Source organism: Gordonia cholesterolivorans (genome assembly GCF_039531975.1).
GTDB lineage: Bacteria > Actinomycetota > Actinomycetes > Mycobacteriales > Mycobacteriaceae > Gordonia > Gordonia sihwensis.
In genome coordinates this window covers 20730-36560 of sequence record NZ_BAAARB010000002.1, presented here as the reverse complement: position 1 = coordinate 36560, position 15831 = coordinate 20730, and the positions used below count along the sequence as shown (strand labels likewise).

Genomic DNA, 15831 nt, shown 5'->3' with positions numbered 1-15831 from the left:
GATGCGGCGTCGGGGTTTGACGCCCGTGCACGCGGGTACTCACTGACTGTGGGGGAGAACGCCCCACCTGAGGGAAGGAGAGTTCTCATGGCAGATCCGAACAACCCCGGCCAGTTCGGTAACCGGTCGGACACAGAGGAGCAGGCCCGCAAGGGCGGAGAGTCCAGCCCCGGTCAGTTCGGTTCGTCCGAAGGCGCAGACCCGCATGAGGCGGGCAAGAAGGGCGCCGAGAACGAGCCCCACGAGGCCAAGGTCCGCGGCGGCGAGCACAGCCACGGCGGCGGAGGCGGTCAGAGCTGAGTCGACTGACCGTCGGCGGCGGACGGGGATCTCCCTGTCCGCCGCCTTCTGGCCGTTGCACAGCAGACCGACGGAAGGAGAGCCGACATGGCGGTCTGTGACATATGCGGAAACGAGTACAAACATGCGCTGCTGATCTCGGTGGAGGGCCGTGAAGGACGCGGCGTCTACGACAGCTTCGAGTGCGCGATTGCGGGACACGCGCCCCGCTGCACGGTCTGCGACACGCCGATCATCGGGCACGGCGTGCAATCGGACGGCAGGGTGTTCTGCTGTGTGCACTGCGCCCAGCGCGGCGGAGACACCGAACTGGTCGACCGGGTCGGCACGGCGACGCTGCATTGACCTGCGGCGACCCGCGGCCTCGGCCCGCACGACAACCGCCCACCTCTACGTCGGGGTGGGCGGCTTCGCGTGTGCGCGTCGAGCCTAGACCGGTGTGATCGCACTCGCGATCGCCGAGCCGGTGAACGCCATCCGGCGGCCGTCCTGCTCGAACTGCACCTCGAGGAAGTCGACCGGGAAGTGCCGCACGGCCACCACGACGCAGTCGGCGACGTGACCGGACGCCAGACGGCACCGCACGCTGGTCCCGGGGGCGTATACCACAGTTGTCGCGGTCATGACGTGCTCCTTCGGTTCGCTGTCGGTGAGTCCTCTCCGGCTACCCCGAGCGGAGCGATCCCAAACACCGGCGATCGATGGTTGGCCGTGCGGTGATCCGGGTACTCGTCGGTGGTCCGACGAACCGAGCCTCAGGAGGAAGCCATGCCGGCAACGAGCACGAGTTCGCTCGTCGAGAAGACTTTCGCGACTGTGGCCGGTCTGCGTCACGGCCGCGCCGTCCATCGACACGGTCTGGTGTGCGCTGGCGACGCCACAATCGAAGCCGAGCAGCTGCCGCTGGCATCGGGTCCGACAGTGGTGCGGATATCGAAGGGACTCGGCACCCCGGCCGGGCTGCCCGACCTCGTCGGAGTGGCCCTCCGACTGCCGACCGGAGACACCGACGACGTCGGCGAGCCCCGGCACTGGGATCTCCTGCTGTCGGGTCCGGTGCGCAGAATCGGTGTCGTCGACGTCCCGACCCCGACTGCCACGTGGAACGACCTCGAGGTCTCGACGATCAGTCCCTTCGCGTGGAATGGCGAACACTGGACGGTGTCGGCGCGACTGCTGGCCCCGCACGTCCTCGGAGGCCTTGATCTCGCCTCGCTCGCCGACGCACTGCAGGCGGGCGGTGGCCTGTCGTTGGAGGCGCGACAGACAGATCACCGCACACCGCTCGGGTTCGTCGATCTGACGCGGGTCGGCGTCGATCCCGATGTGGCCTTCGATCCGGTCGACACGATGCCGTCGGGTGTCGAACAGGTACCCGCCTGGCTGGGCTCGCTGCGGCGTAACGCCTACCGGGGAAGCAGGCGCGGCCGGCCGGCTCCGCCTACTTCGCGGTCGGCATGACGAATTCCGCAGCGGAGCTTCGCCCCTGCGGCCAACGGATCGTCGCCGTCTTGTACCGCGTGTAGAACCGGACGCCCTCCCTGCCGTGGATATGGTGGTCGCCGAACAACGAGCGCTTCCAGCCGCCGAAGGAGTGAAACGCCATCGGGACCGGAATCGGGACGTTGATCCCGACCATCCCTGCCCTGACTCGCGAAATGAACGTGCGCGCGGTACCGCCGTCGGCAGTGAACAACGCAGTCCCGTTGCCGAATTCGTGGTCGTTGACGAGTTCCAATGCCTCCTCGAACGACTCGGCTCGCACCATCGCGAGAACGGGCCCGAAGATCTCCTCACGGTAGATCCGCATCTCGGGAGTCACATGATCGAACAGTGAAGCACCAAGGAAGAAGCCGGGTCCATCGCACCGGTCTCGGCCGTCCACAACGAGTTCCGCACCGTCTTCCACACCGGCCGACAGGTAGGAGATCACCCGATCGCGATGCTCGCGTGTAATCAACGGACCCATCTCCACGTCGGGCTCGGTGCCCGCGCCTACGCGCAATGCTGCGATCCGCTCGACGAGTCTGTCGCGGACTGCTTGCGCGACCTCGTCTCCGATGGGCACGACGACGGAGATTGCCATGCAGCGCTCGCCGGCCGAGCCGAAGGCCGATCCCATCAGGGCATTGACCGCGCTGTCTATGTCCGCGTCCGGCATGACCACGAGGTGGTTCTTGGCGCCGCCGAGCGCCTGCACGCGTTTGCCGGACTCGGTAGCGGTCCGGTAGATGTGCTCCGCGATGGGCGTCGACCCGACGAAACTGACGGCTTCTACTCGCGGATCCGTTATCAGGGCGTTCACAACCGTCTGACCGCCTTGGACGACGTTGAAGACTCCGTCCGGCAAGCCCGAGTCGGCGAGCATTGATGCCATCTTCAACGCCAACGTGGGCACCTTCTCGGATGGCTTGAGAACGAAAGTGTTGCCGCAGACCAGTGCGATCGGGAACATCCACATCGGAACCATGGCCGGAAAGTTGAACGGAACCACACCGACCACCACGCCGAGAGGCTTCCTCATCGACATTCCGTCGACGTTCGTTCCGACGTTCTCTGTGAACTCGCCTTTCATGAGATCAGGTATGCCACAAGCGAATTCAACGACTTCGATACCGCGTTGCAGCTCGCCCCTCGCATCGTCTAGAACCTTGCCGTGCTCGTCGCAGATGATCGCGGCGAGATCGTCGATGTCGGCGAGCAGGCGGTCCCGGAACGCGAACATCACCCTGGCGCGAATGTGGGGCGGTGTAGCAGACCAGCTTTCGAAGGCTCGGTGCGCCGCCGCAACCGCGGCCTCGGCGTCGGTACGGGAACCCGCGGGGACCCGTTTGGTCACCTCGCCGGTGGCAGGACGGTAGACGTTGGTGGCGTCGGGACTGTCGGAGGTGGCAGTGCGGCCGTTGATCCAGTTCCCGACGGTATCGATGGTGGTTGAAGGCATGGGTACTCCTCAGGTGTGCATGTAGGCAGGGTGGAAGTGATTCCGAACAGTGTCGAAGTAGAGAGTCAGTACACGCGCCGATAGATTTCGCAGATCTCGTCGGTGCTCGGAACTACCGGATTGTTCTGCGGGGAGCCCGATGCGAGTGCCTGTTCGGCCATGGTCGGCAGAAGCGCGGACCAGCGCTCGGGCTCGATCCCCAACTCGCGCGGGCTGGGTACGCCCAGATCATGGTTGAGGTGCTTCAATTCGTCGAGGAACAGCCTGCTCGCGACCTCGTCCGAATCTTTGTCGCCGGCGACGCCGTATGCGCGGGCACAGTCGGCGTAGCGGGATAGGGCACCCGGCAACGAGTACTCGGCGACCGTCGGAAACAACATCGCGTTCGACAGTCCGTGACTGATATGGAAGTGAGCCCCGAGAGGCCGGCTCAGGCCGTGCACCAGAGCAACGCTCGAATTGGAGAACGCGATGCCGGCTTGTGTCGCCGCCAGCATCATCTGCTCGCGCGCATCTTCGTCGGAGCCGTCCGCATAGACACGACGCAGGCAGGAGCCGATAGTCGAAATTGCGGTGAGGGCGAACCCGTCGCTGAACGGATTCGACTTCACGCTGACGTACGCCTCCACCGCGTGCGTCAGAGCGTCGATGCCGGTGTCGGCGGTGAGTCGTGGCGGCATCGACATGGTCAGTTTGAAATCGATGATCGCTGCTGTCGGCAGGAACGCCAGGCCGGGGCACAGCATCTTCTCGCCGGTCTCCGAATCCGTGATGACCGTGAACCGCGTGGCCTCCGACCCACTGCCCGCGGTCGTCGGAATCGCGATGAGTGGCAGCAACGGTTGATCGGTCGACGTCGGAGCTTTGAAGTCGCGCATCGGGCGATCGGTGGTGGCGAGCAGCGCAACCGCTTTCGCTGTGTCGAGTGAGCTGCCGCCGCCGAAGCCGATCACGGCGTCGCACCCATCGGCGCGCACCGTCTCGGCGGCGGGCTGCAGGGAATCGGTCGTGGGATCGGGGATCACGCGGTCGAAGACGCTGCAGTCGACGCCGGCAGCCGACAGGGCTCCGGCGATCCGGGCCACCGCACCCGTCGACGTCAGAAACTGATCGGTGACGATCAACGGCCGTCGACTCCCGAGATCGGCGAGAACTGCGGGAAGATCGTTCAAGGAGTCGGCGCCGACCCGCAGTATGCGGGGCAAAGCGATGAGGTTGGACATGAGACGGCCTCTGGTCGGGAAACGGGTCGACTGTGACTCTGCTTCACCGCAGACGGCTCGACAACGGCCAGATCCACACATCCCTGTGCGTTGTTGCACGACCTCCCGCAGCCTTCGCCAAGCACGCGAGCAAGAGCAATGCTCATACTTCGCTGGTATGGCCCGACGCGGGTCGGTCTACACGGTGATTCCGTACTCCTTGATGTGGTGGTAGAGAGTGCTGCGACTGATGCCCAGGTAGTCGGCCGCGTGGGCCTTGTTCCCGTGGCATATCTCCATGGCTCGCATGATCGCGTCGCAACTCGCCTGCTGCCACGGTGTCATCTGCTTCGTCGTGGCCTTCATCCGCAAGGCGATCGGCAGATCAGTGACATCGATGAGAGTGCCCCGAGAGCGCTCCAGCGAGCGCAACACCCCTGCGAGTTCCCGGTGGTTGCCTGGCCATGAGTACGATTCCAGGACACGGGTGGCGTGAGGTGTGAAGCGGTACCGGACGCCAGGTCCCGCGACTTCATTGAGCAGATCGATGAGCTCGGAACGCTGATCGCGGAGAGCCGGCAGATCCAGACGATCTTCGAACAAGTCGAGCAGGCGGGCATTGTCAGCGTCCCCCGGTCTCGGGGCGGATGTGGCGGCTAGAACTCGCTGCGCCTGACCGACGAGCAGATTCTCGGTGAGGTTGCGGGCGGACTGGGGCAGTAAGTCGAGATTGTCGATCGTCAGCACTTCGCGACCGGGATCGTTGATCAACGACCGCAGTCTGTTCTCGACCTCGGTGGGATCATCGGTCCGCCCGTCGATCGCATGGCGAGCCCGCCCGCCAGCCGCGCCGGCCAATGCTGTGGTGCGACCACTACCCGGCTCACCCACGATCACGCCCGAGCGGCAGCTGTCTCGAATGTCGTCGACCCAGTTCTGCACCCGGCTCCAATAGCGCAGGCGGTCGGCAGTGCGAGGTACAGCCGGACGTTGACGAGCCTGTACACGGATCAGGACTCCATCGGCGCCGTCGATCGGCTCCATCTCGACACGGGCGGTGTTGCCACTGGTCAATTCGAGTTCCGTACGTGTGGCTGTCCGCACCCCGTCGGCCAGTTGCTGCAGGGCCGAGACGTCGGTTGCGGACAGAGTGCGAGCTGCCATCGAACTCTGCAGAACCATTGCCCGAGAGAGCGCCACGACGACTACGGCGGGGTGCCGGGCCGCGTCCTCGAAGGCTCGGATCACTGACCGTGTGCTGCCACTCGAGGTGCTCCGAATGTTCCGTTCGATCTCCGCGATCGCCGTGTCGATGAACGGTCGCATCAGTCCCGATTCGGCTCCGGCGACACTCATGATGTCGAGTACGCCCATCAGTCGGCCGTTCAGCGGATTGAAGATCGGCCGGCCGTAGCAGCTGTAGCCGTGGAGATCTTGTACGTAATGCTCAACGCCGCGGACGAACAGTGGGCGCCGGGTCTCGAATGGGGTCGCCAGCGCGTTGGTGCCGGTTGTGTCTTCGCGCCACACAGCTCCCGGCGTTGCGCCGATCCTTTCGACCACGTGATCGATCTGGGCGCACCCGTTCACCGTGGTCAGGATCTCTGCTTGAGCGCCGATGAGCATGACGGACAAACGTTCGCCCTCGATCCCGGCGCACATACGGCGAAGCACGGGAGTTGCAGCGCGGAAGAGCCGGCTCCCCGTGTCGATGCCGTCAGTGGTCGGCGGATCCATCGGTTTGGACGGGTCGAGTCCGTACTGCTGAGACCTCATCCACGACGCGTGCAGCGCGCGGTCGGACCAGAGCGCTCCGCGCGATGTGAGTGTGACTGCGTCGTTATTGCTCATGGGGTCGGACCTCTCGCTATCCCGACTGGGAAGACCAGCGCATGCATACGCGATGGCCTGACATGCCGCCTGTTCCTGTGAGTTCCATCACTGGAGTTCAAAGCCAGTCTATCGAATGTTCTGCCGACGGAAACCGGCGATTTCAGGTGTACGGATACCGAACACATACGTGTGACGCAAGTCGCAACACTGAATCGTGTCGCTCTTCCCGGTACGCCGACCGGACCCGCCGTGGCTCTCACGAAGCGCTGTGCGAGGCGACCTCCACTGTGCCGGGTGGCACTCGAATCGAGAGGAATGCAATGACCTCAGTTACACCTCCAGCCACTGCTCTGACCTTCGATCTGGCGACGAAGAGGTACGGGCAGTTGATCAACGGGCGGCTCGTCGACGGAGCTTCCCAGGTGTCGGTGATCGACCCGGGGACGGCCCAGCAGGTCGCGACCACGCCGGCGGCATCGGTGGAACAACTCGATGACGCCGTGGAAGCGGCGAAGCGGGCGCTGCCAGGGTGGTCCGCGCTCAGCGTCGATGCGCGCGGTGCGATTCTGCATCGGATTGCCGACGTCCTCGTCGAGCACCACGAGAAACTCGCGCATCTGACCACCCTGGAACAGGGAAAGCCGATCGCGCAGGCGCGTGACGACGTCAGTTGGTCGATCGACTTCACTCGGTACTTCGCCGACTATCGACTGCCGAACGAAGTACTGCGTGACGACGAGAACGGCTACGTCGAACTGCGTCACCGACCGGTCGGTGTGGTCGGTGCGATCACTCCGTGGAATTTCCCGCTGTTCCAAGCGCTCTACAAGCTCGCTCCCGCATTGATCGTCGGAAACACGATGGTCCTGAAGCCGTCGCCGACCACTCCGCTGGCGACGATGCACTTCGCAGAACTCGTCCGCGACGTGATTCCGCCCGGCGTGTTCAACGTCGTCGGAGATGCCGGCGACCTCGGAGCCCACCTCACCGGGCATCCAGGCATCAACAAGGTGTCGTTCACCGGCTCAACGGCGACTGGCCGCCGTGTGATGGAGGCCTGCGGCCCCACTCTCAAGCGGCTCACCCTCGAACTCGGTGGCAACGACGCAGCGATCGTTCTCGACGACGCGGATGTCGAGAAGACCGCCGAAGGGCTGTGCACCTGGGCCTACGCCAATGCCGGACAGGTCTGCGTCTCGATCAAGAGGATCTATGCACCCTCGTCGATGTACGACCCGCTGGTGGAGGCCCTCGCTCGGCGAGTGTCGGAACTGACCGTCGGGCACGGCCTCGACGAGGACACTCGGCTGGGCCCGGTGCAGAATGCGGCGCAATACGAGAAGGCCCGCGCCAGCCTGGAGTTGGCACACGAGCACGGGACGGTCGTCGCCGGCGGCCACATGCTCGACCGGCCCGGTTACTACGTCGAACCGACGCTTCTCCGTGATGTCGACGAAGACAGCCCATTGGTCAGAGAAGAGACCTTTGCTCCGATCCGTTCGGTTCTCCGCTACGACGATCTCGAGGACGCGATCGACCGTGCCAACGACACGCCGTATGGCCTGGGGGCCTCTGTCTGGGGGACTGACACCGACCGAGCCGTCGCAGTCGCCGACCGCCTCGACGCCGGGACCAGCTGGATCAATCATCACTTCCAGCTGACCCCCGACGTGCCGTTCGGCGGAGTGAAGCAGTCAGGCCTCGGCGCGGAGTTCGGTCGCATCGGCGTCGAGGGATTCGTCGACGTCCACGTGGTGAACCTCAAGCGATCCTAGCCGGGTCGATACGCACCTACCCGTCCCTCCGAACGTGCCGCATGCGGTGCGGTCGGGCCGCATCCACCCATTAATCAGTCCCCACCACAAGGAGAAGTCATGAAAACTCTCGCAGCAGTCGTCGTAGAGCCCGGAAAGCCGATCGAGATCGAGGAACTCACGCTGGCCAAGCCGGGTCCGCACGAGGTCTTGATCCAGTACCAGTACGGCGGTCTCTGCCACTCGGACGTGCACATCGCGATCGGTGACACCATCGCCAGGCTGCCGATGGTGCTGGGTCACGAGGGTGCGGGAATCATCCAGGAGGTCGGCCCGGGCGTCACCCGCGTCAAGCCCGGCGACCACGTCATCTGTTCGTTCACCCCGGCCTGCGGCCGCTGCAAATACTGCGCCACCGGCCGGCAGTCGGTGTGCGACATGAACGCCGCGATGCTGGAAGGTCATCTGGAAGGGCCGCGTTGGCCCATCAGTGGTCCGCGCGGACAGTACGGTGCCATGTGCACCCTGGGCACTTTCAGCCAGTACAACGTGATCAACGAGTACTCCGTGGTGAAGGTCGACGACGATATTCCGCTCGACAAGGCCGTGCTCGTCGGTTGCGGCGTCCCTACGGGTTGGGGTTCGGCGGTGTACGCCGCGGACACCAAGCCCGGTGACATCGTGGTGATCTTCGGTATCGGAGGCATCGGCATCAACGCGGTGCAGGGCGCCAAGCACGCCGGTGCCGAGCACATCATCGTCATCGACCCGCTCCAGAACAAGCGGGACAAGGCCATCGAACTGGGCGCGACCCAAGCATTCGACAATGCCGCCGACGCGAAGCTAGCCGTTGATGAATTGACCAACGGCCAGGGCGCCGAGTCGGCCATCATCACGACGGATCTGATCACTGCGGAGCAGGTCAGTGCAGGATTCTCGATGATCGGGCGCTGCGGCACTCTCGTGCTCACCGCGTTGAACCGGATCGATGAGATCACGGTCAAGGTTCCCAGCACTGAGATGAGCTACTTCCGAAAGACGATCAAGGGCTCGCTGTTCGGTGACTGCAATCCCACGTACGACATCCCGAAGCTCGTCCGGATGTATGCCGACGGAAAGCTCAAGCTCGACGAACTCGTCACGAGGGAGTACAGCCTCGAGCAGGTCAATGAGGGCTACGACGACCTCCTCGCGGGCAAGAACATCCGCGGAATCATCAAGCACCAGCACTGACCGATCGCGCTGCGGCGCCGCGTCGTCGATCCCACTTCGATCGGCGGACGGCGCCGCAGCGGCGCACGCCAGAACCTTATGTGAGGAACCACCATGACACTCACCGTGAGCGAACTCGTCGGTGCGGCCGGCGGGGGTGCGCTCGGAGCAGCGCTGGGCGCAATCGGCGCCTTTTCGCTGATGGGCGTGATAGTCGTCGTCGCAACGCTGATGACAGCGATCAGTCCAGACGCCGAACTCGTCCAGAACCTGGCGTTCGGGCCCGTCTTCGGTCCGCACGTGATGTTCGCCGGCGGCGCCGCCGCTGCGGCGTATGCGGCGCACATCCGTCGTCACGAATCCGGCCGCGACATCGCCAAGCCGCTGATCACCTATGACGCGATGTCGATCATCGGGGTCGGGGCCGGCTTCGGAGTCGTAGGCCAACTGCTGGCCCGTGCAGTCGAGCAGCTCCCGACGTGGCATGCATCGGACGGTTCGGAGGTCGCATTGGTCGATTCGCTCGCGGTGAGTGTCGTGTTGACCGCGTTGATCGCCGCGGTGCTCTGGGCGCGTACGCCCGCGCCGGTGCGCCTCGAGTGGTTGCCCTGGCAGCACCGACTGTCGTCGGTGCTCGTCGTCGGCGCAGCCGGTGGGGCGATCGCCGGGTCGGTGTTTCTGGCATGGCCGCAGGACTCGCGGCCGATGGTCGGACTGTTTCTGTACGGCGCGTCTGCGGTGACCCTGTTGGCACTGGTGTTCGGCGCGGCGGTGCCGGTAACGCACCACATCACTCTCCCCGCGGCTCTGGCGGCAGGTGTTGCAGCAGCGCACACCGGCGAGTCCACGTGGATTCTGGTGTCGGCTGTGCTCACCGGCATCGTCTCGTCGCTTGTCGCCGAGGGCTGGGCTCGGCTGATACTGGAACGCTGCAGGATCCATCTCGATCCGCCCGCCTTCGCGATCGCGGTCATGGCGACGCTGTTGGCGTTGATCAAGATCGGGGTCGCGTGATGGGTCCGGCTCGGCCATTGCACGGGAAGGTCGGCGCGGACGATCTGCTGATCCTCCTCGCAGTCGCACGCAACGGTTCCATCACCGGCGCCGCGGCCCGCCTCGACGTCGATCACTCGACAGTGAGTCGACACATCGCGCGGATGGAGAGAAAGGTGGGACGGCGGCTGTTCGACCGATCACCGAACCGATGGCAGCTCACGGAGACGGGACGCCGGCTGCGGGCTATCGGAGAACGGATTGAACACAGCATCGACGATGCGGTCCGGGTCGTCGACTCAGACCCCGGGGACGGAGTGTGCGGACCCGTACGCCTCCTCACTCCCGATGCCTTCGGTTCGTACCTGGCCCCGCATGCGCTCGCATCGGCACTGCGCAAGCACGGATCGCTGCGGATCGAGTTGCTCACGTCGACCACCCAACTTGATCTGCGCAATTGCGAGTACGACGTCGCCGTCTCGTTGGAACCGCCTCCCTCGCGCGCGGTCGTCTCTCGGAGCCTGTGCACCTATTCCTTGGGGCTGTTCGCGTCCGTGGAGTACATGGCGACGCACGGTCCGATCGCCGGAATCGAGGATCTGCGGGCGCACCCTCTCGTCTACTACCTCGACGGCTGCCTCGATATCGCCGCTCTGCGAGTACTGGACGGCCTCCTGCCCGGCGTATGCCCGCGGGTGCAGTCGAACAGCGTCGGCGCTCAGATTCAGTCGGTCCTCGCCGGTCACGGCATCGGATTGCTTCCGAACTACGCCACCTCATTCCATCCGGGCCTCGTGCCCGTGCTGCCCGACTGTGTCGCGGTCGGACAGCAGTACTGGATCGTCGTGCCTTCGGCGGTTCAGCGGGCGCCCCACGTCCGCGTCGTCGTGGACGCCCTGATCGAGAGGCTGTCCGGGCATCTCGACCCCTCATCCGCGTCCCCTGGCCAAAGTCCCTTCACACAAGGAGTTCTCCTCAGCGATGTCCGAATATGACACTCTTACTCTCGCCGTCGGCGATGACCGCGTGGCCCTTCTGACTCTGAATCGGCCCACGGCGCTCAACGCGTTGAGCTCGCAGATGATGCGGGAATTCACCGAGGCTCTCGACGAGGTGACACGCGCTGACGCTCGCGTCCTGGTACTCACAGGGGCCGGGCGGGCGTTCGCCGCAGGCGCCGACATCGCCGAGATGCGCGATCGCACGTTCGGAGAGATGACCGACGCCGACCATCTCTCCGCTTGGGAGCGGCTCGCAGCACTGCGTATTCCCACGATCGGTGCGGTCAACGGGTTCGCGCTCGGTGGCGGTTGCGAGATCGCCATGATGTGCGATCTTCTGTTCGCCGGTGAGGGCGCTTCGTTCGGACAGCCCGAGATCGCACTCGGGATAATCCCCGGCATCGGCGGAACGCAGCGGCTGACTCGCGTGGTGGGCAAGCCACAGGCGATGGATCTGATCCTCACCGGGCGTCGGATAGATGCCGATGAGGCCTTCCGTCTGGGTCTGGTCAGCCGTGTGGTACCCGACGACGAGGTTCTCGACTCGGCGATGACCGCCGCACGTCAGATCGCCGGCTTCTCCTCGAGGGCGGTCCGGGCGGCCAAGGAATGCGTGCTGCGCGCTGATCAGACATCGCTCTCCGAAGGTCTCCTCTTCGAACGCCGGTGGTTCCACTCGTTGTTCGCATTCGCAGACCAGACAGAAGGCATGACAGCGTTCCTCGACAAGCGTCCGGCGAGGTTCAGTGATGACTGACAATCGTCCATCCCAGGGCAACGAGCCCGATCGATACACGCGCGCAGCCGCCGACGCGGCACACGACCTCGGCCAGTTCTGGTTATCGGCGGCGCGTGACATCGACTGGGAGAACCGGCCACGTGATCCGTTCCATGAGAGGACCGACGGCACCGCCGACTGGTTTCCCGGCGCGAGCATCAACACGGCCTACAACGCGCTCGATCGTCATGTCGCCGCAGGGAACGGTGACCGTGCTGCGCTCGTATATGTCTCACCGCTGACTGGCCGCGAAGAGACCATCACCTACGCACACCTGCTCGACGACGTCCGCCGTGCCGCGGGCGCGCTGAGCCGACTCGGGGTCGGCGTGGGAGATCGCGTCCTGGTCTACTTGCCGATGATCCCGGAGGCGGTGGTCACGATGCTGGCCTGCGCCCGACTGGGCGCGGTGCACGCGGTGGTCTTCGGGGGCTTCGGGTCCGCCGAACTGGCCGTACGGATCGACGATGCGCGGCCGACCGTGATCGTCACCGCGACCGGGGGCTTGGAGCCGGGACGAACGGTCCCGTACTTGCCGTTGCTCGATGCGGCGCTGGAGGAGGCCGGCCACTGTCCGCGGCACGTCATCGTCGTCGATCGGCCGGAAGTTCCTCCGCCCCCAGACAGGGTCGTCGTCTGGCCCGCGGACGAATGGGCCGAGCACGACTGGGGAGAGTTGCTGGCCTCGGCCGGACCAGTCGACCCGGTGCCGGTGCCCTCCGCGGCCCCGCTGTACATCCTCTATACGTCGGGCACCACTGGACTGCCGAAGGGAGTAGTCCGTGACAACGGTGGCCATGCGGTTGCCATGGCGTGGTGCATGCGTCATGTCTACGGCGTGGAGCCGGGGGACGTGGTCTTCGCCGCCAGCGACATCGGATGGGTGGTGGGCCACTCATTCATCGTCTACGGCCCCCTCATCGTGGGTGCGACGACTGTACTGTTCGAAGGCAAACCGGTGGGGACGCCCGACGCCGGTGCGTTCTGGGACATCGTCGAACGGTATCGGGTCAACGTGCTCCTCACCGCACCGACCGCGATGCGTGCTGTTCGGCGCGAGGACCCGAATGGAACCATGCTCGCCGAGCGCGATCTGTCCAGCCTGCGCGGCTTGTTCCTGGCCGGGGAGCGTCTCGATCCGGACACTCAGCGCTGGTTGGGTGAGGTGCAGTCGTCTCCGGTCATCAACAACTGGTGGCAGACCGAGACCGGATGGCCTGTGATATCGAATTTCCTCGGTCTGACGTACTACGAACCCCGTCCGGGTTCGTCGACCAAGCCCGTTCCCGGCTTCACTGTGGAGATCCTGGGACCCGACGGCGATCCGGTTCCCCAGGGCCGAGAAGGAGCAGTGTGTCTGCGTCTCCCGCTGCCTCCAGGCGCACTGATCGGCATATGGGGTGATGAGGGCCGACTGGCGCAGACCTATCTGACGGAACATCCCGGCTTCTACAGTTCCGGCGACGGAGGCTGTATCGACGCCGATGGTTACGTCTACATCTTGGGCCGGACCGACGATGTCATGAACGTCGCCGGCCATCGAATGTCGTCCGGGCAGATAGAGGCCGCGATCTCAGAGCACCCTGGTGTGGCCGAGTGCGCGGTCGTCGGAGTCCGCGACGAGCTGAAGGGTCAGCGCCCGCACGCGATTCTGGTGCCGGCCATCGACTACACGGACCGGACAGGCGAATTGCAGAGTGATGTTGCGACGCTGGTGCGCAACAGAGTCGGTCCGATCGCATCGCTCGGCGGAGTCCACGTAGTCGGCGCACTCCCGAAGACCCGGTCGGGCAAGATCGTTCGCCGCTGCCTTCGCCAGCTACTCGACGGCGCAGATCCAGATGTCCCACCCACGATCGAGAACCCGGCCGTCGTCGCCGATCTCGTACGAATTCTCGATACGCGGCGCGCGAATGACCCAGCACGCCGCGGCAACACCTAATTCCAGGAGGAATACATGTCCACTTTCCAGGCCCTCACGGCCGTTCTCGACGAGGACTCGATCCGCGCAGAGTTCGCCGACCGCGAGCGGCAGCCCCTTAGTCCAGGCGACCTGCGTCTCGAGATCGCCTATTCGAGTGTGAACTTCAAAGACGCTCTCGCATTCGCGCCTCGCGGGGGAGTGGTCCGCAACTACCCGATCGTCCCGGGAATCGATATCGCAGGTGTGGTCACCGAGTCGGCGTCACCAGACTTCGCGGTCGGCGACCACGTGATCGCCCATGGTTACGAGATCGGCACCGCTCGCGATGGTGGTTACGCTCAGGAATCTGTGGTTCCGGCCGACTGGGCGGTGAAGCTGGAGACCCTGACATTGCGCGAGGCCGCCACGATCGGCACCGCGGGTTTCACTGCTGCGATGAGCGTTGCCGCAATTCTCGACTGGGGCGTCGCGCCTGCTTCGGGGCCGGTGATTGTCACCGGCGCCACCGGTGGAGTGGGTTCGGCGAGTATCGATCTGCTGGCCGCAAAGGGATTCGACGTGGTCGCGTCGACGGGGAAGTCGACAGAGGCAGACCGTTTGCGCGCATACGGCGCGAGTGAGGTCATCGGTCGTCTGCCCTTGGATCCGGACGCTAAGCCGCGCCCCCTCGGCCGTGCGCGGTGGGCCGCGGCGGTGGACTGCGTCGGGGGCGCCACGCTGGCCGACATTCTCAGTACCACTCACTACGGAGGCGTGGTCGCGGCCAGCGGACTGACGGGCGGCGCCCAGCTCAGTACCACGGTCATGCCGTTCATTCTGCGCGGAGTCGGCCTTCTCGGCATCGACTCGGTGCAGATGCCGATCGATCGTCGGCGTGCACTGTGGCGTCGGATCGAAACCGAATTGAAGCCGCGCAACCTGGACTCGATCGGAGTCGGTGTGCACATCGGGGAAGTGCCGGACGTCGTCGAACGCCTGCGTCGAGGTGAGTTCACCGGACGCGCGGTGATCGACATGAGCCGGGGGTGGCCGTGATGGAACTGCTGAACGCATCGGTACCGCGCCTGGAGCCCGGTCGGGTGAAAGTGCGCGCCGCACGCCGTGGCGAGTTGCTCGAGGGCGACGGACTGCTGTCGTGGTTCGTCAGCCAGGACGGAAGCATCTCCCTGGTACACAACTTCACCCCGACCACCCTCCGTGACGACACGCTGGTGGGCGCGCTCTCCTCGTTGGTCGACATCGGGGCTCTGGCGGGACAGGCCGAGTTCGAAGCGGCGGCCGTGGAGATCATCCAGACGTCCGGCCCTACGGCGTCGCAAGGATGGAAGGCCTTCTACGACAACACCCTTCGCAGTCTCAGTGACGGCACAGCGGCCTTCGCACCGATCCACCGACGTGCGCGGTCGCTCGTCGAGGGCGAATCGGTTCTCGAGGTCGGCAGTTGCTTCGGCTTTCTCGCTATCCAGTTCGCGCGGGACGGCAGAGCCGTCTCCGCATGCGATGTGAGTCCCGGTGCGATCTCGTTGTTGGACGACGCGTCGCGTCGGTACGGGCTGAGCGTGAACTGTGAAGTCGCAGACGCGACTGCACTGCCTTATCCGAGCGCGAGCGTCGACACGGTGACTCTGATCCACCTCCTCGAGCACCTGGAGTCGGCAGAGGTGCTCGCCGCGGTCTCCGAGGCCCTCCGAGTCGCTCGCCGCACGGTGGTCATTGCGGTGCCTCTCGAAGAGACGCCGAGCGAGCACTTCGGTCACCGGCAACGGGTCACGATGGAGACGCTTCATTCGTGGGCAGATCAGGTCGCACACGCAGGAGCGGAGGTATTCGCCGATCATGGCGGCTGGTTGGTGCTGAGGCCTGTTTCGGAACCAGTCCAGTCCTGACAGT

General features: G+C 65.1%; 15 protein-coding genes. 11 read left to right on the top strand and 4 right to left on the bottom strand.

Features of this window, described 5'->3' with window-relative positions:
* Positions 1-87 precede the first annotated feature (87 nt).
* Positions 88-300, top strand: coding sequence for a hypothetical protein (locus ABFX36_RS01845; RefSeq protein ID WP_006896780.1), 213 nt, complete (start codon positions 88-90; stop codon positions 298-300).
* An 87-nt stretch (positions 301-387) separates the two neighbouring features.
* Positions 388-645 (top strand): hypothetical protein, encoded by a 258-nt coding sequence (locus tag ABFX36_RS01840; protein WP_006896781.1) that lies wholly within the window; start codon positions 388-390, stop codon positions 643-645.
* Positions 646-729: 84 nt separating this feature from the next.
* Here ABFX36_RS01840 and ABFX36_RS01835 read toward each other — a convergent pair whose 3' ends face one another.
* Positions 730-924, bottom strand: coding sequence for a hypothetical protein (locus ABFX36_RS01835; protein ID WP_045537118.1), 195 nt, complete (start codon positions 922-924; stop codon positions 730-732).
* A 144-nt stretch (positions 925-1068) separates the two neighbouring features.
* Here ABFX36_RS01835 and ABFX36_RS01830 point away from each other — a divergent pair, with 144 nt between their 5' ends.
* Positions 1069-1761 (top strand): hypothetical protein, encoded by a 693-nt coding sequence (locus ABFX36_RS01830; RefSeq protein ID WP_346074739.1) that lies wholly within the window; start codon positions 1069-1071, stop codon positions 1759-1761.
* Here ABFX36_RS01830 and ABFX36_RS01825 read toward each other — a convergent pair.
* From ABFX36_RS01825 to ABFX36_RS01815, 3 genes are all read right to left on the bottom strand, one after another.
* Positions 1742-3244, bottom strand: coding sequence for a CoA-acylating methylmalonate-semialdehyde dehydrogenase (locus ABFX36_RS01825; RefSeq protein WP_006896784.1), 1503 nt, complete (start codon positions 3242-3244; stop codon positions 1742-1744). The genes ABFX36_RS01830 and ABFX36_RS01825 overlap by 20 nt on opposite strands.
* A 65-nt stretch (positions 3245-3309) precedes the next feature.
* Entirely contained in the window at positions 3310-4467 is a 1158-nt protein-coding gene (locus ABFX36_RS01820; RefSeq protein ID WP_006896785.1) for an iron-containing alcohol dehydrogenase, read from the bottom strand.
* A gap of 177 nt (positions 4468-4644) precedes the next feature.
* On the bottom strand, positions 4645-6297 hold the full coding sequence (locus ABFX36_RS01815; RefSeq protein WP_346074738.1) for a sigma-54-dependent Fis family transcriptional regulator: 1653 nt from the start codon (positions 6295-6297) through the stop codon (positions 4645-4647).
* A 302-nt stretch (positions 6298-6599) separates the two neighbouring features.
* Between ABFX36_RS01815 and ABFX36_RS01810 the strand changes: the two genes are divergently transcribed.
* The 8 genes from ABFX36_RS01810 (at position 6600) to mftM (ending at position 15827) form a co-directional block, all read left to right on the top strand.
* The gene (locus tag ABFX36_RS01810; protein WP_006896787.1) at positions 6600-8054 is read left to right on the top strand and encodes an aldehyde dehydrogenase family protein; all 1455 of its coding nucleotides are present in this window, start codon (positions 6600-6602) and stop codon (positions 8052-8054) included.
* 99 nt (positions 8055-8153) lie between these two features.
* Entirely contained in the window at positions 8154-9266 is a 1113-nt protein-coding gene (locus tag ABFX36_RS01805; protein ID WP_006896788.1) for an NDMA-dependent alcohol dehydrogenase, read from the top strand.
* A 93-nt stretch (positions 9267-9359) separates the two neighbouring features.
* Positions 9360-10259, top strand: a complete 900-nt coding sequence (locus tag ABFX36_RS01800) for a DUF7973 family transport facilitator (RefSeq protein WP_006896789.1) — start codon at positions 9360-9362, stop codon at positions 10257-10259.
* On the top strand, positions 10259-11233 hold the full coding sequence (locus ABFX36_RS01795; protein ID WP_006896790.1) for a LysR family transcriptional regulator: 975 nt from the start codon (positions 10259-10261) through the stop codon (positions 11231-11233). Before ABFX36_RS01800 ends, ABFX36_RS01795 begins: the two co-directional genes overlap by 1 nt.
* Entirely contained in the window at positions 11220-11996 is a 777-nt protein-coding gene (locus tag ABFX36_RS01790; protein ID WP_006896791.1) for an enoyl-CoA hydratase-related protein, read from the top strand. Before ABFX36_RS01795 ends, ABFX36_RS01790 begins: the two co-directional genes overlap by 14 nt.
* Positions 11989-13959 carry an AMP-binding protein gene (locus tag ABFX36_RS01785; RefSeq protein WP_006896792.1) on the top strand — a complete coding sequence of 657 codons (1971 nt, stop codon included), beginning with the start codon at positions 11989-11991 and terminating at the stop codon, positions 13957-13959. The genes ABFX36_RS01790 and ABFX36_RS01785 overlap by 8 nt, the downstream gene beginning before the upstream one ends.
* Before the next feature lie 15 nt (positions 13960-13974).
* Positions 13975-14976 carry an acrylyl-CoA reductase family protein gene (locus ABFX36_RS01780; RefSeq protein ID WP_006896793.1) on the top strand — a complete coding sequence of 334 codons (1002 nt, stop codon included), beginning with the start codon at positions 13975-13977 and terminating at the stop codon, positions 14974-14976.
* The gene (gene mftM / locus ABFX36_RS01775; RefSeq protein WP_081598116.1) at positions 14976-15827 is read left to right on the top strand and encodes a mycofactocin oligosaccharide methyltransferase MftM; all 852 of its coding nucleotides are present in this window, start codon (positions 14976-14978) and stop codon (positions 15825-15827) included. Before ABFX36_RS01780 ends, mftM begins: the two co-directional genes overlap by 1 nt.
* The last annotated feature ends 4 nt before the right edge of the window (positions 15828-15831 follow it).